General features: G+C 63.2%; 19 protein-coding genes. 11 read left to right on the top strand and 8 right to left on the bottom strand.

Annotation, left to right across the window (positions count from 1 at the left end; genetic code table 11):
• Positions 1–89: 89 nt before the first annotated feature.
• Genes ABI796_RS17985 through ABI796_RS17950 form a run of 8 tightly spaced genes read left to right on the top strand, consistent with a single transcriptional unit; the run spans position 90 to position 7,544 of the window.
• Positions 90–1,055 carry an amino acid ABC transporter permease gene (locus ABI796_RS17985; RefSeq protein ID WP_174754574.1) on the top strand — a complete coding sequence of 322 codons (966 nt, stop codon included), beginning with the start codon at positions 90–92 and terminating at the stop codon, positions 1,053–1,055.
• Complete coding sequence (locus ABI796_RS17980) at positions 1,052–1,930, top strand: amino acid ABC transporter ATP-binding protein (protein ID WP_246095849.1); 879 nt, start codon at positions 1,052–1,054, stop codon at positions 1,928–1,930. The genes ABI796_RS17985 and ABI796_RS17980 overlap by 4 nt, the downstream gene beginning before the upstream one ends.
• Positions 1,931–1,938: 8 nt before the next feature.
• The gene (locus ABI796_RS17975) at positions 1,939–2,970 is read left to right on the top strand and encodes an ABC transporter substrate-binding protein (protein WP_141284871.1); all 1,032 of its coding nucleotides are present in this window, start codon (positions 1,939–1,941) and stop codon (positions 2,968–2,970) included.
• Positions 2,967–4,133 carry an LLM class flavin-dependent oxidoreductase gene (locus ABI796_RS17970; RefSeq protein ID WP_141284873.1) on the top strand — a complete coding sequence of 389 codons (1,167 nt, stop codon included), beginning with the start codon at positions 2,967–2,969 and terminating at the stop codon, positions 4,131–4,133. Before ABI796_RS17975 ends, ABI796_RS17970 begins: the two co-directional genes overlap by 4 nt.
• Complete coding sequence (locus ABI796_RS17965) at positions 4,117–4,968, top strand: DUF1684 domain-containing protein (protein WP_141284875.1); 852 nt, start codon at positions 4,117–4,119, stop codon at positions 4,966–4,968. Before ABI796_RS17970 ends, ABI796_RS17965 begins: the two co-directional genes overlap by 17 nt.
• Positions 4,965–6,032: an LLM class flavin-dependent oxidoreductase gene (locus tag ABI796_RS17960; RefSeq protein ID WP_141284877.1), complete on the top strand. Its 1,068-nt coding sequence runs from the start codon at positions 4,965–4,967 to the stop codon at positions 6,030–6,032. Before ABI796_RS17965 ends, ABI796_RS17960 begins: the two co-directional genes overlap by 4 nt.
• Before the next feature lie 7 nt (positions 6,033–6,039).
• Positions 6,040–7,383, top strand: coding sequence for an NtaA/DmoA family FMN-dependent monooxygenase (locus ABI796_RS17955; protein ID WP_141284879.1), 1,344 nt, complete (start codon positions 6,040–6,042; stop codon positions 7,381–7,383).
• Entirely contained in the window at positions 7,383–7,544 is a 162-nt protein-coding gene (locus ABI796_RS17950) for a hypothetical protein (protein ID WP_170224954.1), read from the top strand. Before ABI796_RS17955 ends, ABI796_RS17950 begins: the two co-directional genes overlap by 1 nt.
• Positions 7,545–7,558: 14 nt before the next feature.
• Here ABI796_RS17950 and ABI796_RS17945 read toward each other — a convergent pair whose 3' ends face one another.
• Together ABI796_RS17945 and ABI796_RS17940 are read right to left on the bottom strand one after the other, a co-directional pair.
• Positions 7,559–8,764 (bottom strand): VCBS repeat-containing protein, encoded by a 1,206-nt coding sequence (locus ABI796_RS17945; protein WP_141284881.1) that lies wholly within the window; start codon positions 8,762–8,764, stop codon positions 7,559–7,561.
• 98 nt (positions 8,765–8,862) lie between these two features.
• Positions 8,863–9,438: a GNAT family N-acetyltransferase gene (locus ABI796_RS17940; RefSeq protein ID WP_141284883.1), complete on the bottom strand. Its 576-nt coding sequence runs from the start codon at positions 9,436–9,438 to the stop codon at positions 8,863–8,865.
• A 104-nt stretch (positions 9,439–9,542) separates the two neighbouring features.
• On the opposite strand from ABI796_RS17940, the gene ABI796_RS17935 reads away from it, so the two are divergent.
• On the top strand, positions 9,543–10,472 hold the full coding sequence (locus ABI796_RS17935; RefSeq protein ID WP_141284885.1) for a threonine/serine dehydratase: 930 nt from the start codon (positions 9,543–9,545) through the stop codon (positions 10,470–10,472).
• Positions 10,473–10,562: 90 nt separating this feature from the next.
• Here ABI796_RS17935 and ABI796_RS17930 read toward each other — a convergent pair whose 3' ends face one another.
• Entirely contained in the window at positions 10,563–11,567 is a 1,005-nt protein-coding gene (locus tag ABI796_RS17930; RefSeq protein WP_141284887.1) for an ABC transporter substrate-binding protein, read from the bottom strand.
• A 290-nt stretch (positions 11,568–11,857) separates the two neighbouring features.
• On the opposite strand from ABI796_RS17930, the gene ABI796_RS17925 reads away from it, so the two are divergent.
• Positions 11,858–12,847, top strand: coding sequence for an LLM class flavin-dependent oxidoreductase (locus tag ABI796_RS17925; protein ID WP_141284889.1), 990 nt, complete (start codon positions 11,858–11,860; stop codon positions 12,845–12,847).
• Positions 12,848–12,851: 4 nt separating this feature from the next.
• Here ABI796_RS17925 and ABI796_RS17920 read toward each other — a convergent pair whose 3' ends face one another.
• The 3 genes from ABI796_RS17920 to ABI796_RS17910 are packed head-to-tail and all read right to left on the bottom strand — an operon-like array spanning position 12,852 to position 16,908.
• Entirely contained in the window at positions 12,852–14,291 is a 1,440-nt protein-coding gene (locus tag ABI796_RS17920) for an amidase (RefSeq protein WP_141284891.1), read from the bottom strand.
• Positions 14,288–15,520, bottom strand: a complete 1,233-nt coding sequence (locus tag ABI796_RS17915; RefSeq protein WP_141284893.1) for a M20 family metallo-hydrolase — start codon at positions 15,518–15,520, stop codon at positions 14,288–14,290. The genes ABI796_RS17920 and ABI796_RS17915 overlap by 4 nt, the downstream gene beginning before the upstream one ends.
• 44 nt (positions 15,521–15,564) lie before the next feature.
• Positions 15,565–16,908: an MFS transporter gene (locus tag ABI796_RS17910; RefSeq protein WP_141284895.1), complete on the bottom strand. Its 1,344-nt coding sequence runs from the start codon at positions 16,906–16,908 to the stop codon at positions 15,565–15,567.
• 53 nt (positions 16,909–16,961) lie between these two features.
• Here ABI796_RS17910 and ABI796_RS17905 point away from each other — a divergent pair, with 53 nt between their 5' ends.
• Positions 16,962–17,252 (top strand): hypothetical protein, encoded by a 291-nt coding sequence (locus tag ABI796_RS17905; RefSeq protein ID WP_141284897.1) that lies wholly within the window; start codon positions 16,962–16,964, stop codon positions 17,250–17,252.
• On the opposite strand, the gene ABI796_RS17900 is transcribed toward ABI796_RS17905, so the two are convergent.
• Positions 17,249–18,166 (bottom strand): LysR family transcriptional regulator, encoded by a 918-nt coding sequence (locus ABI796_RS17900; protein WP_141284899.1) that lies wholly within the window; start codon positions 18,164–18,166, stop codon positions 17,249–17,251. The two genes, ABI796_RS17905 and ABI796_RS17900, sit on opposite strands and share 4 nt — an antisense overlap.
• A 29-nt stretch (positions 18,167–18,195) precedes the next feature.
• Positions 18,196–19,836, bottom strand: a complete 1,641-nt coding sequence (locus tag ABI796_RS17895; protein ID WP_141284901.1) for a PucR family transcriptional regulator — start codon at positions 19,834–19,836, stop codon at positions 18,196–18,198.
• Positions 19,837–19,907 lie beyond the last annotated feature (71 nt).

Raw genomic sequence — 19,907 nt, 5'->3', positions numbered from 1 at the left:
TGCAAATTTCCGCCTTGCTGCGGGCTTTCGCGCGCACCTAGATTGGCAGCCATCCGATAGAGAACAACCGATCTGAAATGAGGTGGCGCATGAGTGCAATCGCACCGCCTGCCACGGCGGAAACTGCACCGCCCACCCCGGATTACTCCAACTACCAGCTGGTTCCGGCCCGGCACCCGTGGCGCTGGGTAGGCACCGTGCTGGTAGCTGCCGGCGTGGCAGCCATTGCGTGGTCCCTGGTTACCAACCCGCGCTGGGAGTGGGGTGTGGTGGCCGAATGGTTCAGTGCGCAATCGGTAGTCAACGGGTTGCTTGAGACGCTCAAGCTCACAGCCATTTCCGGCGTCCTTGGCTTTGTGCTCGGGTTCATCCTGGCCCTGATGCGGCTCTCTTCGTCCCCACTGCTGGTCTCGGTGTCCTGGACGTTCTCCTGGATTTTCCGGTCCACGCCGCTGCTGGTCCAGCTCCTGCTCTGGTACAACCTGGGCTACCTGTACGAGAAGATCAGCCTTGGCATTCCCTTCACGGACGTCCGCTTCTTCGAGGCGCAGACCACCACGCTGATCAGCCAGTTTGCTGCCGCCGTGCTGGGGCTCACCCTGAACCAGGCCGCCTACTCTGCCGAAATCATCCGCGGCGGCATCCTCTCCGTTGACCAAGGCCAGCTCGAAGCCGCTTCGGCCCTGGGCATCCCGGCATGGAAGCGGTCCACCAGGATTGTGCTGCCGCAAGCCATGCGCGCCATCCTGCCCAACGCGTTCAACGAGATCATCGGCCTGGTCAAGGGCACCTCCATTGTTTACGTCCTGGCCTACTCCGAGCTGTTCTACACGGTCCAGGTCATCTACAACCGGACCCAGCAAGTGCTTCCGCTGCTGCTGGTGGCCACGCTTTGGTACGTGGTGATCACCTCGGTGTTGAGCGTCTTCCAGTACTACATTGAGCGCCACTTCTCCAAGGGCGCCCTGCGGACCCTGCCCCTCACACCGTTGCAGAGGGCCCGGAAATTCTTCACCACCCACGTTGCTGCCTCTCCCACGAAGGACGCCCGATGAGCCTCACCGCTGCACGCAAGGAAGAAACGACGACGGCGGCACAGCCTGCCGTTGAACGTCCGGTTCGCGATTCGGCCGGCACAGCGCCGGTGGCCACCCGCGGCCAGGTGGACATCATCAATGTCCGGAAGTCTTTCGGTGCCACGGAGGTCCTCAAGGGCGTCTCCCTGTCCGTGCCGCCGGGTGGCGTGGCCGTGATTGTGGGCCCGTCCGGCTCAGGAAAGTCCACCTTGCTGCGCACCATCAACCACTTGGAAAAGGTGGACGGCGGTTACATCACCATCGACGGCGAACTGGTGGGCTACGAGGTCCGGGGCAATAAACTTCACGAGCTGCGTGAAAAGGACATCCTCAAGCAGCGCACCCACATTGGCATGGTGTTCCAGAGCTTCAACCTGTTCCCGCACCTGACCGCTTTGGAGAACGTCATTGAGGCGCCCATCGTGGCGCAGAAGCGGTCCAAGGCCGAAGCCAGGAAGCGCGGCCTGGAACTGCTGGAAAGGGTGGGCTTGAAGGACCGTGCCGACGCCTACCCGCGCCAGCTTTCCGGTGGCCAGCAGCAGCGCGTTGCGATTGCCCGCGCACTTGCCCTGGACCCCAAGATTCTCCTGTTTGACGAGCCAACTTCGGCACTGGACCCGGAACTGGTCAATGAGGTCCTGGATGTCATCCGTGAGCTCGCCAAGTCCGGCACCACTCTGATTGTGGTGACGCACGAGATGGGCTTTGCCCGGGACGTGGCGGACACCGTGGTGTTCATGGACCAGGGCCAGATTGTGGAGTCCGGCACCCCGCAGGAAATTTTCGCCAACCCCCGCGAAGAGCGCACCCGCAGCTTCTTCTCCAAAGTCATCGAACCAGCCTTCAACATCTAGGACACACCATGCCTCGCACCACCCACGGCTTCGCCGCTGATGAACCAAAACTGCGCTCAATTAAGGGCAGGCTGCTGGCACTCGCTGTACTTCCCGCCGTCGTGCTTCCCGTGCTGGCCGGGTGCTCCGATCCTGGAGCATCGGCAGCCCAGCCGGAGTCCGAGGCTGCCAAGAATGGCATTGTCTACAACACCTCGGTTGACCAGAACCGTATCCGCGGCGAAAAGGACGCAGCCGCGGCCGCCAACGTACCCGCAGCCATAGCCAAGGACGGCAAGCTCACCGTAGCCACCACGGCCGGTTCCATCCCGCTGTCCTTCCACGCCACGGATGACAAAACACCCATTGGTGTGGAGGTGGACATTGCCCAGCTCGTAGCGGACAAGCTCGGGCTGGAACTGGACCTGCAGGTGACATCCTGGGAAAACTGGCCGCTCAAAACCCAGTCCGGCGATTTTGAGGCAGTGTTCTCCAACGTGGGCATCAACGCCGCGCGCGTGAAGCTGTTCGACTTCTCCACCTACCGTGCCGCCTACATGGGTTTCGAAGCGAAGAAGAGCTCCACCTATGACATCAAGGGCTCGGACGACATTTCCGGCTTGAAGATCTCCGTGGGCTCGGGCACCAACCAGGAGAAGATCCTGCTGGCCTGGAACAAGGAACTTGAGGAAAAGGGCAAGGCGCCGGCCGCCCTCCAGTACTACTCCTCAGACGCGGACACCATCCTGGCGCTCTCCTCAGGCCGCACCGACCTGAACCTGGCACCCTTCCCATCCGTGACCTACCGCGAAAACACCCGCGACGACCTCAAGGTGGTTGGCAAGGTCAACGCCGGCTGGCCCGCAGAAACACTGGTGGCCGCCACCACCCTGAAAGGCAACGGACTGGCCCCGGCCATCACCGACGCCCTGAACTCCACCATCAAGGACGGCTCCTACGGCAAGGTCCTGGAACGCTGGGGGCTCTCCGAGGAAGCCATCCCGGAATCCAAGACGGTCACCGAAGCCACGTTCGTCACCCCGGCAGGGACCACCAAATGAAGTTCCAGGTCCTGGACATCATCCCCCACCTGAAAAACCCGGTGACGGGAGAGATCGTCTCCACCGCTGATCGACTGAACCAAGTGGTGGAGACGGCCCGTCGTGCCGAGGAACTCGGGTTCGACAGCTTCTCCGTGGGGGAACGCCACGCCGGCGAGTTCGTCTCTTCATCCCCGACGACGGTCCTCGCCGCAATTGCCTCCGTCACCAGCCGCATCCGCCTCCAAACCGGCGTCACCGTGCTCTCCGTCCTGGACCCTGTGCGCGTGGCCGAGGACTACGCCACCATCGACCAACTGAGCCGTGGCCGCCTGGAGCTGGTAATCGGAAAAGGCAATGAAGTCCTTCAATACCCGCTGTTCGGCCTGTCCTTGGACGATCAATGGGATCTCCTGGCCGAAAAGTACGCCCTGCTCCGCACCCTGTGGCGCAAGGAAAGCGTCACCTGGTCCGGCCGCTTCAGGCCCGCCCTCACCGAACCGACCACCACAACGCCGCGCCCCTTTGCCGGTTCGCCCCGGATTTGGCACGGCTCTGCTACAACCCTGACGTCAGCTGCGCTCGCCGCCAAGTGGGGAGACCCGCTGTTCACGGCCAACGCCATCCAGCCCCGGGAGAACTACAAGGTCCTGATCGACCACTACCGCGAAGAGTACGAGCGCCACGGGCACGATCCACGGCACCAGTACCTTGGCTCGGGAAGTGGTGCTGGAGGTGTGTTCATCGCGGACACCACGCAGGAAGCCATCCGTCAGTACGGCCCGGTGTACGAGGGTTTGACCGCCAACCGCAACGTCCCCGGCAACAACTCGCCGTTCCGGGACATCCAGCACGCCGTTGCCGAGGGACCGGCCCTGGTAGGAAGCCCGGAGCAGGTGATCCACAAGATTCTCAGCTACCACTCGCTGTACAACCACGATCTTCAATCCATTTCCTTGCCCACCACGCTGCCCTTCGAACAGCAGCTGGAGATCCTGGAACGCTTCGCGCTGGAGGTCATCCCCGCCGTCCGCGCGTCGGCGCCCACCACCCTCTGGGAATCCAGCGATCCCTTCGGAGGCCGACCCGAATTCGCCGGAGCCACTGAACCGGACGCAGCAGCAACCGTTGCAGCAGACCACGCCTTCAACAGGACGGATAACGCTCTTGTCTACGCACACTGAAACCACGACCCGCACTGAAACAGCACTCGAAACCTTCAACGAGGAATGGCACGAATGGCACGACGCCCATGAGCGTCACCGCGCCCATCCGCATGGCTTCCTCGCCGTGACCCACCTGCACTGGCTCGGCAGCGAAGCAACCCGGCTGGAAGGTGCGCCGGGCACATGGAGCGTGGATGCCGACGTCGTGCGTGTTGTCCTGGAACCGGGCGAAAGCCTGCAACGGGACGGCGTGGAACTGAACACAGACCCGGGCAAGACGCTGGAGCTGGGGCCCATAGAGGAGCGCGGTGGGATCAACCTCGTTTCCGGGGACACAGTGGTAGAGGTTGCCAAGCGCGGCGGCGAGTACATTGTGCGGCCCCGGAACCCGTCCAACACACTCTTGCAGGAGTACCGGGGCACACCCGCGTACGCCCCGAATGCCGCGTTTGCCGTGGCCGGCAGGTTCGTCCCCTTCGAGGCCCCGCGCCCCACCACGGTGGGTGCCGCCGTCGAGGGCATCCAGCACGTCTACGAGGCCCCGGGTGAGATTCGCTTCAAGTTGGCCGGTAAGGAGCTGGCACTGACAGCATTCAATGGCTACGCGCCGGGCTCGCTGTCCGTACTGTTCACTGACCAGACCTCCGGCAAGACCACCTATGCTGCCAACCGCTCGCTCTCCGTGGTCCCTGCCGCCGATGGCTCCGTCCAGCTCGACTTCAACCGGGCAGTGAACCTGCCCTGCGCGTACACAGACCTCGCCACCTGCCCGTTGCCGCCCGCCGAAAACCGGCTTCCGGTGGCCGTTGAAGCCGGGGAAAAGATTCCCTACGAACGTCAGGACCAGCAGTGAGTACTTCCGAAGCACGCAAGGCCGGGTTCCTTGCCATTGAACTGGACGGCGCAGGCCATGAAAATCTTGCCACTGCCGTCCTCGCAGCCGAGTCCGCCGGTTTCCATGCGGCATCATTCAAGGACACGCCGGAGGCAGGCCGGACCAACGCGCTGCAACGTGCAGCCTTTGCCGGGCCTCTGACCCGCACCATTGCTGTGGTTCCCGAGGTGGACACCGTCTACACAGAGCCTTTCCACGTTTCCACCCAACTGGCCAGCTTGGACTACGTCTCCGGAGGCCGGGCCGGGTGGATCGCTACCGCAGCGGAGTCGCCCGAGGCTGCCGCCGCCGTCGGACGTTCCTTCGCTCAAGGTGAGGCGCTGGCCCAAGAGGCTGCCGCGTCCATTGAGGTTGGCCGGCGTTTGTGGGACTCCTGGGAGGACGACGCTGTGATCCGCGACGTCGCCACCGGACGGTACATCGATGTGGACAAGCTGCACTATGCGGACTACGAAACTCCTGCCGGCTTTGCCGGAACCGCCTATTCGGTGAAGGGCCCCTCCATCATTCCAAGGCCCCTCCAAGGGCAGTTGCCGGTATTGGCTGCTGCGTCATTGGTAGGCGAGGGACTGGTGCCCGCCGATGCTGTGGATGCCGTTCTGGTGTCCGCTCCGACGCCGGAACTGCTCTCTGCCGAGATCGTTGACGTGAGGTCCAGGCTTGGTGCGTCCGTGGCGATTGTTGCCGAGCTCGACGTCGTACTGGACTCGCGTGGGCAAAGCGCAGCTTCCCGGCAGGTGCCGCCGAGTGAGAGCGGACATGCGCGGTTTGTTGGCTCTGCAACCGCCCTCACCGAATTGCTGGACTCGCTGCTCCAAGATGCCGACGGAGTACGGCTCCACCCGGCTGTCCTGGACGTGGATCTGGAAGAACTTTCACGGCTGGTCCTCCCCGAACTCCGCCGCCGCGGTGCCTTGCGGGCTCCTGTCCAAGACGGCACCTTCCGCGCTGTGCTGGGGCTGGCTCCGGCAGAGAACCGTTTTTCGACCACCGCCGCAGCCACCGTGGCCGCCGGAAAGTAGGAACACCATGACACGCGAAATTTTCCAGCCGAGCGGACAGATCCAGTTCGGGATCTTCTTCCAAGGCGTCAACTCCGGGACCATCTGGAAAGCAGCCGAATCCGGTTCGCAGACGGATTTCGAATCGTTCCGCCACATCGCCCAAACCGCAGAGCGAGGCAAGTTCGCAGCCTTCTTCCTGGGTGAAGGGCTGCGCTTACGTGAGCACCTCGGCCGTCCCCATGCCCTGGACGTGGTTGGCAGGCCTGATGCCCAGACCATGCTGGCCGCCCTCGCCGCCGTGACCAGGAACATCGGCTTGGTAGCCACTCAAAACACCACGTACAACGACCCCGCGGACCTGGCACACCGTTTGTCCTCACTGGACCTGATCTCCGGTGGCCGCGCCGCCTGGAACATCGTCACCACGGACAACGCCTGGACGGGTGCCAACTTCCGCCGCGGTGGATACCTGGACCATGCTGACCGTTACAAGCACGCAGAAGCCTTTGTCGAGACGGCCAAACGTATTTGGGACTCGTGGGAAACTGCTGTTGGGCCGGCCCGGAGGGTCTTCCACGAAGGCCAGCACTACACCGTTGACGTCACCCCGCGCCTGCCGCGCAGCGCCCAATACCGTCCGGTGCTTTTCCAAGCCGGTGATTCCCCGGACGGCCGCGACTTCGCAGCCCGCCAGGCTGACGTGATCTTCTCCGCCCACCCCAAGTTCGATGCCGCCGTGGAGTTCCGGCGCGACATCGTAGCCCGCTCCATCGCCGCCGGTCGGGGTGCCAACGCAGTGCAGATCATGCCCGCCAGCGAGTTCATTCTGGGTGCCACGGATCAGGAAGCACAGGAAAAGAAGGCCTGGGTCCGGAGCCTGCAGATCGGCCCGCAGCAGGCAATCGCCTACCTGGAACAGTTCTGGGGCCGGGAACTTTCCTCCTACGATCCCGATGGCCCCCTCCCGGAGATCGACCCCGTGGTGGAGGAAACCTCGGAAACCCGCGGCAGCGGCTTCCACGGTGCGAAGGCCCGTCAGCTCGCGGACCAGTGGAGGGCTGAAGCCAAGGACAAGGGCCTGTCCATCCGCCAGTTCGTCATATCCAAAACGGCACGCATCGACTCCACGTTCACCGGCTCCTACACCGCCGTTGCGGATCACCTCGCCCAATATGCGCGTGTTGGGGCAGTGGATGGCTTCAACATTTCACCGTGGCTCATCCCCACAGGCCTGGACGAGATTGTGAACCACCTGGTACCTGAGCTTCAGGAACGCGGCGTGTATCCCACGGAATACCGGGGCAGTACGCTGCGCGAAAACCTGGGTTTGGAGACGCCTGCGCGCTCCGAAGATCCGGCGCAGGTCTGATGAAGCCAGGTCACCTGCTGAAGACGTTGCTGCGTTGGCTCGGCTACCAGCCGGGCCAACGCGGAGCAGCCCCCGACGGCGGCGACTCGAGTGCCGCCGTCGTCGACGTTTCGCGCGGAACGGTCACCTTGCAACTGACGGTCCAAGGGCAGCCGCTGTAGTCCGGTTCAGGGAACTACAGCAGTTCCCTGAACACGTTCCATCCGTTGCCAACAGGCCCGTACGGGCCATAAAGGCTTGTGGTAGCAGCGCCGGTGGAGTAGGTGACGAGGTCGCCGTTGCTGTTGATGGCGAAGAGATTGTTGTATTTCTGATGAGCGAAACTGCCCAGGCCCGCCACATCAAGGAACTCGTTCCAGCCACCACCCATGAACGCTTGAGTGGCCCAGCCGCCTTGGCCGTCGGCTGAATACAGCTGGAGGCCGCCGCTGTAGTCCCGCCCGAAGACCTCCACCGTGCCGTCACCGTTCATGTCGCCACCCGGGATGATCTTGTTCATGACCTGCCAGCCCCAACCCACCTTGGATGGGGCGAGCCACCCACCGGTTCCGTTTCCCGGGTAGAGGAACAGCTCACCGGCAGCATTTCTGGCCAGGACGTCGTTGGTGCCGTCGCCGTTGAAATCCCCGGGACCCACAATGGAGTCGAACACATTCCAGCCGGAGCCCACTTGGCGGGTGGGAAGCCATCCGCCATCGCCGTCACCGGGGTACAGGAAGAGCTGGCCGGACGCGTTCCTGGCCAGGAGGTCATTGAACCCGTCGCCATCGAAATCTCCGGGTGAGAACACCGTGTTGAACATGTTCCAGCCGGCACCCACCTGCCGGGGCTCATCCCAGGAGCCGAAGTAAACCGGGCAAGGGCCCTCACACATGCCTTTGTAATAGGTGTACGTGCGCGGGTATAGGACGAGCCTGCCGTCAGGGGTGCGCGCCAGGGGCTCAAAATTACCGCGCCCCGTCCAACCCATGGCCCGGCTGGAAGCCTTGATGGGTTTGGTCTCGGCACTGAGCTGGGTTCCCGTAGGGCATCCTGGTTCGCCGGGCGTCAGCGGATAAACCCTTAAGGAAATACGGCTGCCCTGGTCTTCAGGGAGGACACGCAACGTTTCCCCCTGACGCTCAGCCGGGAGAGGAACACCGTCGCGCAACCATTCCAACGTGATGGCATCCCCGGAACCGTCCGGATTCCGGCAGCCCCAATAGTCGTAGTTGTACTGCCGCCTCATCTCGGAACCCACATACGGGACTCCATCAATGTACGGCGTCGGTTGGGACGTTGCAGTGGCTGGACCAGCAGCCAACAGGCCGGAACCCAACAGTCCAAGTGCAAGTGCGGTAGTGGTTGCCCGCCTGAAAGAGCGCGCCTTGAAGATCCCCATATTTCCCCCCGGAAGTATCGCGTCATAGCCGCGTGGTGTGTGCTGAGGTTACCGCACATCCCACCTCCGGGTCAGGGGGTACGGGTCAGGGGCACTAGTCAGTGGGCTGTGGTTAAAGGGTTGGCGGGGGCCATCATGAACACATCAACTGGGTCCTCGGACTCCACAACGAAGCCGTGGCGCTCATAGAGGTTGCGCGCAGGGCTTCCCTGCAACACGTTCAGCCGGAACGGCCGCTCATCCACCGACGCTGACATCACGTGGCGCAGCACGGCACTGCCCAGCCCTTTGCCCTGATGCGCGGGAGCCACATAAAAATGCTCGATCCAACGGCTGTCCGGCTCAGGGCGGACCGCGATCACTCCTGCGTCCACGCCATCGGAATGAATGATGTACGTGTGCTCGGGCTGGAAACCGTTCAGGAAGCGCTCGCGGACCCGAACAGGATCGAAGCGCTGCAACCGTTCAAGGTCCGGCCGCATCACCACGGCCCGCAGCTCGGCAATCCACGCGGCATCGGTGGCTACGGTGGGGCGGAGGACGAAATCAACGGACATGGGGACAAGCCTATGATGCTGCTGGCGGCCGTTGTATTCGGCGTCGGTAATGTGCTCGCGCCATGCGGTGGTCCTGGAGGGATCTTGGCCGTTCTGCACCACGGCAATGTGTTCCATGAAGCAGCCCGGGGCAGCCGCGTGCCAGGACACCTGCCCGCCGAAACATCCGGGGGCCGCCCGAGCGAACCATAGGATGAAACGGACGGAAAGGTGCAGCCACGATGGTCACACGCGAAGAAGTAGAAGCAGCGTACTCAAGGACGGCAGGTTGGGTTCGCCATACCCCGCTGGCGGAGAGCGGCGACCAGGAAAGCTACCATCTCTGGTTCAAATGCGAGTACATGCAGCACACCGGTTCGTTCAAAGCGCGTGGTGCTTTCAACAGGCTCCTGACGGCCAAGGAGAACGGCGAGCTCAACCCGGAGGTGGGGATCGTGGTGGCTTCCGGTGGCAATGCTGGACTGGCCAATGCCTACGCGGCTGCCAAGCTGGGGGTCCCTGCCACGGTCTTTGTTCCTGAGTCGGCGCCGGCAAACAAGGTCCATAAGCTGTACGCCATTGGCGCCACGGTGGTCCAAGGCGGCGCGGAGTATGCAGAAGCCTATGCCGCCGCGATCAGCTTCGCCGAGGAAAAGGGCGCTGTTTACTGCCACGCATATGATCAGCCCGAGATCGTGGCCGGTGCAGGAGGTGTTGGCCTTGAACTGCTGGATGAACTGCCCGACGTCGACACTATCCTCGTTGCCGTAGGCGGCGGCGGGTTGATGGGCGGCATCGCCGCAGCCACGGAGGGCAGGGCGCAGGTGGTGGGCGTTGAGCCGGAGACCGTCCCCACGCTGCACACCGCGTTGGCCGCGGGAGAGCCGGTGGATGTGGCCGTTTCCGGCATCGCCGCGGATTCGCTCGGAGCCCGGCGGATCGGGGAGATCGGCTTCGGAGTTGCCCGACGCACCGGTGTTCAGAGCGTCCTTGTCAGCGATGAGGACATTGTGGACGCCCGGCGAACTCTTTGGGAGAAGCACCGGATTGTGGTGGAGCACGGTGCGGCTGCTGCCTATGCGGCGTTGCTCTCCGGCGCGTACACCCCGCACGAAGGTGAAACGGTGGCGGTGGTGCTCTGCGGGGCCAACACCGATCCCGCGCACTTCTAACCACAGCCAAGCGGGCCGCAAGCAAGAATCCCCGCCGGTTGATATCCGGCGGGGATTCGGCGTCGGCAGGCTGCCCTGCCATAGCGGAGCCTACTTCTTGGGCAGACCTGCCGGGTTCAGCTCGGACGCGGGGATTGCCTCGGATGAGAGGCCCCAACGGTCCAGGATCTTGGCGTAGCTTCCGTCCTTGATGAGCGTGTTCAGTGCAGCCTGGGCAGCCACGGCCAGGCCATTGCCCTTCTGGGTAGTGAAAGCAATCTCAGCCTTCAGCGGCCAGCCGCCTTCCAGCGTGCCCACTTCCTTGGTCTTCCCGTCCTTCGCAGCCTTGTACGCAGCGGAGGCGTTCGGTCCGAACGTCAGGTCCGCACGGCCTGACTGGAGGGCGAGCTGGGAGGCGGAGTCGTCGTCGTAATACTGGAACTCAACCGGCTTCAAACCGCTCTTCTTGTTCTCCTCGTCCCAGCGCACCAGGATGGCTTCCTGGTTGGTGCCCGAGCCAACAACAATGCGTTTGCCGGCTACATCCTTGGCCTCTTTGATGGAACCGATGTCCGAGTCGGACTTGGCATAGAAACCCAAAAGGTCATTGCGGTAGGTGGCGAAGTCGAACTTCTCCTTGCGCGCCTCGGTAACGGTGACGTTGGAGAGGACGGCCTCGTACTTGCCGGACTCCACACCCAACGGCCAGTCTGCCCAAGCTACCGGCAGCACCTCAACCTGCAGGCCCAGGCTCTCGCCCACTGCGTAGGCAATGTCCACTTCGCTGCCAATGAGGGTTTTGTTGTCCGTGGCGAAGGTACTCAACGGGGGAGTGCCGCCCGTGGTCACCACGGTCAGCTTGCCGTCGGCCTTGATGGCGTCAGGAACCAGGGCGGCTGCGGCGGAGTCCACCGTCACCTTGATGCGGTCCTGCTGCGGGGTCAGGTTGAACTCTTTGGTGGACGAGCTCGATGAAGCGTTCGCGCTTGCCGATCCCTGCGGGGCAGTGGCCCCCGTTGCCGCCGTCGCCCCGGGATCGGAGCAGGCAGCCAGCCCCAGTAACGCCGTAGCGGCCAGCGCCGCAGTGACGCCGGTCTTGAGAGCAAAGCGTGCCATTGTTTCTCCTTGGGATTCCCCTGGTCATAGTGACAGGGAGGTCTGATGCGTACGTGTGGCTGCAACTATCCGGCAGCTCCAAGGATTGGGTCAAAGCGCTCTGAAACGCGGGGATACAGGGGTTCACGGCAGTTAATCGGGCGTCGAACGGGGTCATAAAAACAGTCAGGAAACTCTGCTGGAGAACCGCGCGACGCAACTCACAGAAATAAGCCGGGGGGAGTGGTGGTTGTCCATAGAGTGCCCGGGAACCAGCCGTGTGGGCACAAAACGTACCGAAAGGCCTTCTTGTGACTGTTCCTCTTTCCATCCTCGACCTGGCAACCATCGGGAAGGGCCAGACGGTGGCGGAAAGCCTCGCGGGCAGCGTGGCCATGGCGCAGAAAGCCGAAGAGCTGGGGTACCGCCGCGTCTGGTACGCCGAGCACCACAACATGTCCGCGATTGCCTCCTCTGCTACCAGCGTGCTGATCGCCCACGTCGCTGCCCACACCAACACCATCCGCCTCGGCGCCGGCGGTGTGATGCTTCCCAACCACTCGCCCCTGACCATCGCCGAGCAGTTCGGAACCCTGGAGACGCTGCACCCGGGACGGATCGACCTCGGCCTGGGGCGTGCCCCCGGAAGCGACCAGAACACCATGCGCGCCCTCCGGCGCGACCACACGTCCTCGGACCGATTCCCGCAGGACGTCCTGGAACTGCAGGGCTACCTCACCGGCCCCACCCGCATCCAGGGTGTTGAAGCGACTCCGGGGAAGGGCACCAACGTGCCGCTGTACATCCTTGGATCCTCGCTGTTCGGCGCGCAACTTGCCGCCCAGCTGGGCCTTCCCTATGCTTTCGCTTCACACTTTGCGCCCGCCGCTCTCCAGGACGCCGTGGCCATCTACCGCCGTGAATTCAAGCCCTCGGATCAGTTGTCCGAGCCGCATGTGATCGCCGGGGTGAACGCTACAGCCGCTGATTCCAACGCCGAGGCACAGGCCATCCACCTGGCAGTGAAGCGCGCCCGCGTTTCACTCTTCTTCGGTGGCGGCAGGGAGTTCACCGATGACGAGGCGGACATGGTGCTTGATTCCCCCCAAGGCCAGCACATCGCCCAAATGATGAAGTTCTCCGCGGTGGGAACCAAGGATGTAGTGCGCGATTACCTGGACGAGTTCGCAGCGTTCGCCGACGCCGATGAACTGATCGTGGCGCACCAGAGCATCGGTACCGAAGAGCGCCTGCGGTCCGTGGAACTCGTGGCCGAAGTTGCGGGGCTTGTGAGCGCGTAGGGCCTCAAATCCCCGCGTGCCCCGCGAATTCGGGAGCCATGGGATGGCGATCAGCCCACGGGAGCGCGGATTCCACGGCCGCCCCAAGGTGGAAAACGGTGGCGTCATCAAACGGGTGTCCCACAATCTGCACCCCTGTGGGTATCCCGCAGTCAGCCATGCCACTGGGAACGGCCAGAACCGGGCAACGGTTGGCAATGTTGAACGGTGCCGTCATATGCGCCTGCCAGTAATGGCCAAGGTACTGGCCATTGGCGTCAATTCCGTCGAGATAGTGGGCATCGGCATCCAAAGCTGGAACAGCCGACGCCGGACACAGCAGCGCGTCGAACCCGGTCATGGCCTCTGCCAGCTGTCCTTGCAGGAGGGTCTCGGCCCGCAGCCCGTCCACATAACGGTTGGCCTCGGCTGCCGCGCGGGCATCAGCCATGAAACGCCGGGTGTAGGCGGCGAGCTGAGGCTCACTCCCGGCCGTCTCGTCCTCCATCGCAGGGCCCAGCAGATATCCGAAATGCGTAAACATGGTCCTGCTGATCTCCTCGACGGTCCACGGGAGGACGATCTCCTCAACCACTGCCCCAGCCGCCGTCAGCGCTTCCGCCACTCGCCGGGTGTTGGCCTCAACATCGGGTGCTACGGGGTAATTGCCCAGGCGTATGCACAGCGCAACCCGTAAACCGGCCACCAATGCAGGATCGGGAGCCATGGGCGCCGCGTCTGCCACTGTGGTGTGATCACCGGGGTGCCGCCCGGACATAACGTTGGCCAGCAACGCGGTGTCCGCCACGGTACGTGCCATGGGCCCATCGCCACGGTAGTGGTCAGCTGACAAGGGGGCTAAACCTGGAATCCTTCCGTAGGGGGCCTTGTAGCCCACTGTTCCTGTGAACGATGCCGGCAGACGTGTTGATCCTGCGATGTCTGATGCCGTGGCCAGTGGCGCGAAGCCTGCAGCCAATGCCGCACCGGAACCTCCCGATGACCCGCCGGGGGAGAATCTCTGATTCCAAGGGTTTCGGGTGACACCCCAGAGCGGGCTGTGCGTTACCGTGGCGCAACTCAATTCCGGTGTGGTGGTTCGGGCGTGGATGATCCCGCCTGCCCGTTGAATCCTCTCGATCACAGGATGGTTGGCCGCTGCAAGAGTGTCCCTCCTCGCCACGAGGCCTTGGGAGAGTGTGCGGCCTTGAAGCCCGTGCTTTTCCTTTGCGGCCACCGGCAAACCCAGAAGGGGAGTGACATCGCGTCCGCGGGCATACCGGACGGCGGCCTTCTTCGCGGCCGGAAGAGCGTCCTCGAAGAGCGTCTCCGTCAACGCATTGATGCCTCCGTTCACTTCCTCAATGCGGTGGATCAGCGATTGCAGGAGCTCCACCGGGGAGAGCTCACGGCGTCGGAACAAGCCCAGGGCCGTACTGGCATCGAGGTAGTGCAATTCGGTCATGCCAATTCTCCCTGCACCAGCTCCCGGGTAACCCCCGTCAGCATCTGAACACCCGTCACCATGTCCTCATCCGTGGTGAATTCGCGCTCGCAGTGGGACACGCCGTCCACACTGGGGACAAACAGCATTACCGAGGGAACAGCAGTGTTCATGGCCACGGAATCATGTCCCGCCATGGTCTGGATGCGGCGGGAAGAGAGCCCAAGATTGGCAGCGACCTTGGCGGACAGCTCCAGCCCGGCCTCCGGAAAACGGCGGATGGGGCGGATATCGAAGTCTTTAACGTTGACCTTGATGTCATGCTCAGCGGCCAGCGCCGCAATATCAGCCAGTAACCTGGCCCGGGCGGACTTCACGATTTCCGGGTCACCGGATCTCAGGTCCGCCACCAAGTGCACACGGCGTGCCACAACGATTGGAGAGTTGGGCTCCAAGGTCAGCTGGCCTACGGAGGAGACCAGGGCCTCCTCTGCAAATTCCTTGGTGACCTGGTGGACCATCAGGATGATTTTCGATGCAGCTACCAGCGCATCGTGGCGGTCTGCCATGGCTGTGGCGCCGGTGTGGGACTGTTCGCCCAGCACTTCAATATCCAGTTTCTGCGTGTACCAGCTGCTGTCCACGAGCCCGATGCTGATCCCTTCCCGCTCCAGGATCCGGCCCTGCTCGATGTGGATTTCGGCGTACCCTGCGGCCTTCGGTCCTGTGTCCGTGCCGAGGTACCCGATGCCTTCCAGGGCTTCACGGACTGAGACGCCTTGGAGATCTTTCACGGACAACATCTCTTCACGGTCAAAGAGCCCCGTGAAAACAGAGCTGCCCATCACCGAAGGTGCGAACCTGCCGCCTTCCTCGTTGAACCAGTTGACCACGGCCAGGTTGAAGCGGGGCGCGGTGCCCGTAGACCTGACGTCCAGGTCAATGGCCCGGGCCGCATGGAGCGCGGCAATCACGCCGTAGGCGCCGTCAAACCGGCCGCCCAGGGGTTGGCTGTCCAAGTGGGAGCCAATCAGGATGAAGGGCGCCCCGGGCGTCCACTCAAGCAGCCCGAACATATTGCCGATGCCATCCACCTGAAGCTGCCATCCGGCGTCGTGAATCCACTGCCCGAACCATGCGCGGGTCTTTGCATCGTCCGGCGTTGCGGCTTGGCGGTCCACGCCGTTGTTGGCTGTGGCACCGATGGTGGCCACATGGTGGAAGTCCTGAAGAAAAGCTGAGGAAGTCATGAAGGTCCTTAGGGTGCTGTGGAATGAGGTGGGTGAGCTGGGTGTCAGCCCATTCGGCCGCGGGTCTCAGGCACCTTGGTGAAGAGGATCAGGAGAAGTACGACGGCGGCAGCTGCCGCCATGTAGAGGCCTGGCGCATGCGGTACTCCGGTAGCGCCTACCAGTGCTGTGCCGATGAGTGGAGCGGTGCCGCCGAATATTGCATAGGCGCCGTTGTAACTGACCGCTGCGGAGGTGAAGCGTGTTTTGGTGGTGAAGATTTCGACGAAGAATGTGTAGCAGCCTCCGCCGTAGATGCAGAGCGCCACCACAAAGATTGACTGGCCGAGCAGTGCAAGGGGCAGGCTGCCGCTGGTGACCAGCATGAAGCTCGGGATGGACAGCAACGCCAAGGCAGCGGAACCAGCGATCAACATTGGCTTGCGGCCGAAACGGTCCCCGAGCCGGCCGCCGATCGGCAGGAGTACGGCATAGAGTGCCAGGGCCGCGGCGTTGACCATGAGTGACTGCTCGCGGCTGAGCTTTCCTGTGGTCTGCACGTATGAGACGAAGTAGGCCGAAAGGAAGTAGAAGCCCATGGCTGTCAGGCCCATGACGAAGATGACCTGCAGCATGCGGAGTTTGTTTTCGCGGAAGGCTTCGCGGATGGGGCTGAATTCCTTGGTTTGACCGGATTGCGCCTTTTTGAAGACGTCGCTTTCTTCGGTGCGGCTGCGAATCCACACTCCAAACAAGGCAAGCGGGAGGGCCAGCAGGAATGGCAGGCGCCATCCCCATTCCATGAATGCTGAGTTGGGCATGGACTGGCTGAGAATCAGGATCATGGAGCCGGCCACCACCGAGGGCAGCGCTGTTGCTGCGATGGTGATGTTGAGCCAGAAACCCCGTTTGCTGACGGGAGCGTGTTCGAACACGAAGGATGGCGCACCAACGGATTCGCCACCCGCGGAGAATCCTTGGATGAGCCGGCACAGCACCAGGAGGGCCGGCGCCCAGGCGCCAATTTGAGCGTAGGTGGGGAGCAGTCCCATAAGGGCCGTGGCTCCGCCGATCGCAATGAGGGTGATGGTGAGGACGCGGCGCCTGCCGATCCGGTCACCCAGTGCGCCGAAGAACAGGCCTCCGAGGGGCCGGACCACAAAAGCTACGCCGAAGGTAGCGAACGTGGCAAGCATGGCCGTCAGCGGGTTGCTGCCGGGGAAGAAGAGTTGAGAGAACACTACAGCTGTAAGGCCATAGAGGGTGAAGTCGTAGAACTCGATGAACTGACCGACGCTGCCGCCTGCCAGAACACGCTTCTGCATGGTGGTGGACTTGTCATTGGCAGAGGGCGATGAGGCCGCCGGATCCTGGGCCGAATCGTGTTCGGCGAGCTTGTTGAGGGTCATGACTGCCACGCTAGGTTGCTCAGGTTTCCTGCTGCCGATTCAGTGTTTCGGCTGTGGGAATTGATGTGGGCGAATATTGCCTGGTTATTGCGGACGGGGCCATGCGGGGAAACCGCGCGGACATTTTCGACGCTGTTCTGCACCATCGAATCTCCTCTGATCAAGATGGCAAACCGGGGTCCGGCCAGGGCGACTTTCCTGCAGCGGCGGGGACCTGGGGGTCTCCTGCGTATGCGGCAGATGCCGGACTTGTTCAACCATCGGTGACCCATGTCACATCTGTCCAATTGATTGTTTTTGATTCTGCGATCGACTTCTTTGATGACAACCGCAGCAAAATCTAGTCGCGTACAGCCCCGTACAGGGTCAAACAGGTTTCCTCGAACGCGAGAACGCGCTTGGTGGCCTGAACGCCCTCGGGCCTGACCAACATCACCTCGATCGGCGGGAATGCATCCGTCAACGCCAAGGGGACCACCTTGCCACCCGAGTATGTGACATCGCTGTGCAGCCGCTGATTGAGGATGGCGTAGCCGTGGCCCTTGGCAACAAACGAGCGGACCGTCTCGTAGCCGGCAAACCGGTGGCGGACATTCTGGACCACTCCGGCAGTGGCATACAGCTGCTCGTAGTACTCCCGGCTGTGTGGAAGGTCCAACACCACCGAAGGCTCGCCGTCGAGCTCCTTCAGGGAAATTTCGCGCTCAGGGCGGCCCGCCGCCGGATGACTTTCGTGGACCAGGATGTGCGGCGGAACCCGCTCCACCACCTTGTAGGCGAACCCCTTGCCCAGGCCCAGCCCATAGGTCAGGGCGACATCGCAGCGGCCGTCCATCAGCGCGTCCTGCAGCGTGGCCAGGTCCGCCTCCAGAATGGAAACCTCGACGCCGGGATGCCGGGTTTCGAAGGTCTGCAGGATGGCGGGAAGACGGAAAGGTGCCAAGGGGGCAAAGACGCCCACCTTCAACTCACCTACCAAGGTGGTGGAAAGACCCCGCGCCGACTCATACAGCGAATCTGCCTGCTCCAGGAAGGACTTGATGTCCTGGGCGAATTGCCGGCCGCTCTGCGTCAACCGCAAACCGCGGGACTTGTGGCGAACGAACAGCTGCGTAGCCAGGCTCGATTCCAGCTGTGCCATCGCAGCCGACAAGGCGGACTGCGTCACCATCAGCCGCTGGGCGGCAGCTGTCATGTTCTCGAGCTCGGCCACCACGGCAAAGTACCGCAGCTGCGTGAGGGTGAAGGGCTTGGCCATCCGTCCATGGTGCCACCAATAATGCCCAGTCACTGCCCCCGGATAAGGTGCGCCAGGAGCGCCACATGCAGTGAGGTCCGTGATTCCGCGTCCTCCAGGTCCACGCCCAGCAGATCCTCGAGTTTCCTGAGGCGGGCATACAGGGTGGGCCTGCTCAGGTAGCCGCTGCGTGCCATGGCTGCCTTGTTGCCGCCGGACCCGAGGTAGAGTCCCAGCAGTTCCAGGTATTCGCCCTTGCCCTCGGCGTCTGCTTGCAGAACGGCGGACAACTCCGACTCCACGAATTGCTGAACACGCGGATCCTTGCGTAAAAGGGCCAGGAGCCCGCGAAGGCGCACATCCGTAGCCCGGAAGTACAGCTTGCCCGTATTCCGGAGTGTGGCGGCGCTTTCGGCCACATGCGCTGCTTCGTCGATGCCTGCTGCGGCCTCAAGGAGCGTTGCCTGCATACGGCCAACTCCAATGATCCATGCGGGCGTCACTTCCGCCGACTGCCCCGCGGCAGCCCCGGCCAGGACCTGCAGGGTGGTTTCCTCCTGTTGCCGGGCGGGGAGCGCCAGAATCATCCCCACTGAACCGGATTGGATGCTTGCCGCCAGGGCCGTCCCCGCGCTGGACTTCAACCCTTTGGCCAGCCGTTCCAGGAGTTCGCGCTCGTCCTGCTGCCCGGCGAAGGGATCGACGGGCAGGATGGGCGAGCCCCATGCCGGGAGTGCGGACCTGAAGACCAGCGGGACGTAGTAGGACGAGCGCTTCAACCCGAGGGATCCGGCGCGTGCCAGGGCCTCCGCTTCGCTGAGTCCACGGGGTTGGCGTAGTGCGTTCAGGAGTCCGGCTTGTGCATGGTGGCTGAGCTCGCGTTGATCCCGGTCTGCCAGCCGATTGATGGCCAACGTCTGGGCCGCACGTTCCAGAACCATGATGGCCATGTCCTCATCGGCATCGAGGGCCGCCGGTGGCATGGGCACCACCAGCCTGCCCCAGACCTGCTGACGTACCCCCACCGCTGCCTGGAGCCATTGTTCCGGTCCGGACCTGGCAGTGTGTGCGGGGAAGGGTGTGGTCCGGGATCGGCGCTCCCAGTCCTGGAGAAGTTCAGTGGTGGACACCCGCTGGCCGGCATAGGCCAGAACCAGGTGGGAAAGGTCCTCCAGCACCACAGAAGCGCCGATCATTGCAGCCGCTTGCTCCACCACGCGTTGGGTGTCAGCGCTTTCCAAGCTCAGCACGGTGAAGGCTTCGTGGACATCCCGGGCCCGCTCCACCCGCTCCAGTTGTTCAGCCACGATCATCCTGTGCACGATTTCGGTGACCTGGACAAAGCGCACCCGCTGCTCCACCATCACCACGGGCATGGAGGCGGAACGGGCCGCTTTTTCCAAAGCCTGACGGCTGCGGGGGCGCTGGCCTATGAGTTCCACCATCAGCCCGGCGGCTCCGGCGGCCTCCAGTGAGGAAATGAACGACGCCGACTCTTCCGGGAACTTCTCCAGCTCCAGTCCTGTGGTGAGCACCAGTTCCCCGCCTGACAGCAGGTTGCCGACGTCGAGAATTTCGCTGACGTGCACCCAGCGGACAGGTGTGTCCAGGCGTTGCGCACCACCCAGCACCGTGGGCGAGGCGGCCCGCAGCACGGGAAGGTCAAGGATGGCGCGGACGGTGGGCAGCATTTACACAGTGTAAGGCTCACATCCTATTCATTTACACCATGGCTCTTCTGTGCTTGGCCGACGGCGGACAG

Source organism: Paenarthrobacter aurescens, assembly GCF_041549525.1.
Taxonomy (GTDB): domain Bacteria; phylum Actinomycetota; class Actinomycetes; order Actinomycetales; family Micrococcaceae; genus Arthrobacter; species Arthrobacter aurescens.
This window is presented reverse-complemented; position numbering and strand designations above follow the sequence as displayed.

Excerpts from the sequence above, each read along its gene's own strand:
- ABI796_RS17910 (WP_141284895.1), bottom strand. The coding sequence starts at position 16,908 with ATGACCCTCAACAAGCTCGCCGAACACGATTCGGCCCAGGATCCGGCG.
- ABI796_RS17935 (WP_141284885.1), top strand. The coding sequence starts at position 9,543 with ATGGTCACACGCGAAGAAGTAGAAGCAGCGTACTCAAGGACGGCAGGT.
- ABI796_RS17915 (WP_141284893.1), bottom strand. The coding sequence starts at position 15,520 with ATGACTTCCTCAGCTTTTCTTCAGGACTTCCACCATGTGGCCACCATC.
- ABI796_RS17950 (WP_170224954.1), top strand. The coding sequence starts at position 7,383 with ATGAAGCCAGGTCACCTGCTGAAGACGTTGCTGCGTTGGCTCGGCTAC.
- ABI796_RS17940 (WP_141284883.1), bottom strand. The coding sequence starts at position 9,438 with ATGGAACACATTGCCGTGGTGCAGAACGGCCAAGATCCCTCCAGGACC.
- ABI796_RS17920 (WP_141284891.1), bottom strand. The coding sequence starts at position 14,291 with ATGACCGAATTGCACTACCTCGATGCCAGTACGGCCCTGGGCTTGTTC.
- ABI796_RS17930 (WP_141284887.1), bottom strand. The coding sequence starts at position 11,567 with ATGGCACGCTTTGCTCTCAAGACCGGCGTCACTGCGGCGCTGGCCGCT.
- ABI796_RS17955 (WP_141284879.1), top strand. The coding sequence starts at position 6,040 with ATGACACGCGAAATTTTCCAGCCGAGCGGACAGATCCAGTTCGGGATC.
- ABI796_RS17970 (WP_141284873.1), top strand. The coding sequence starts at position 2,967 with ATGAAGTTCCAGGTCCTGGACATCATCCCCCACCTGAAAAACCCGGTG.
- ABI796_RS17975 (WP_141284871.1), top strand. The coding sequence starts at position 1,939 with ATGCCTCGCACCACCCACGGCTTCGCCGCTGATGAACCAAAACTGCGC.
- ABI796_RS17945 (WP_141284881.1), bottom strand. The coding sequence starts at position 8,764 with ATGGGGATCTTCAAGGCGCGCTCTTTCAGGCGGGCAACCACTACCGCA.
- ABI796_RS17895 (WP_141284901.1), bottom strand. The coding sequence starts at position 19,836 with ATGCTGCCCACCGTCCGCGCCATCCTTGACCTTCCCGTGCTGCGGGCC.
- ABI796_RS17900 (WP_141284899.1), bottom strand. The coding sequence starts at position 18,166 with ATGGCCAAGCCCTTCACCCTCACGCAGCTGCGGTACTTTGCCGTGGTG.
- ABI796_RS17980 (WP_246095849.1), top strand. The coding sequence starts at position 1,052 with ATGAGCCTCACCGCTGCACGCAAGGAAGAAACGACGACGGCGGCACAG.
- ABI796_RS17985 (WP_174754574.1), top strand. The coding sequence starts at position 90 with ATGAGTGCAATCGCACCGCCTGCCACGGCGGAAACTGCACCGCCCACC.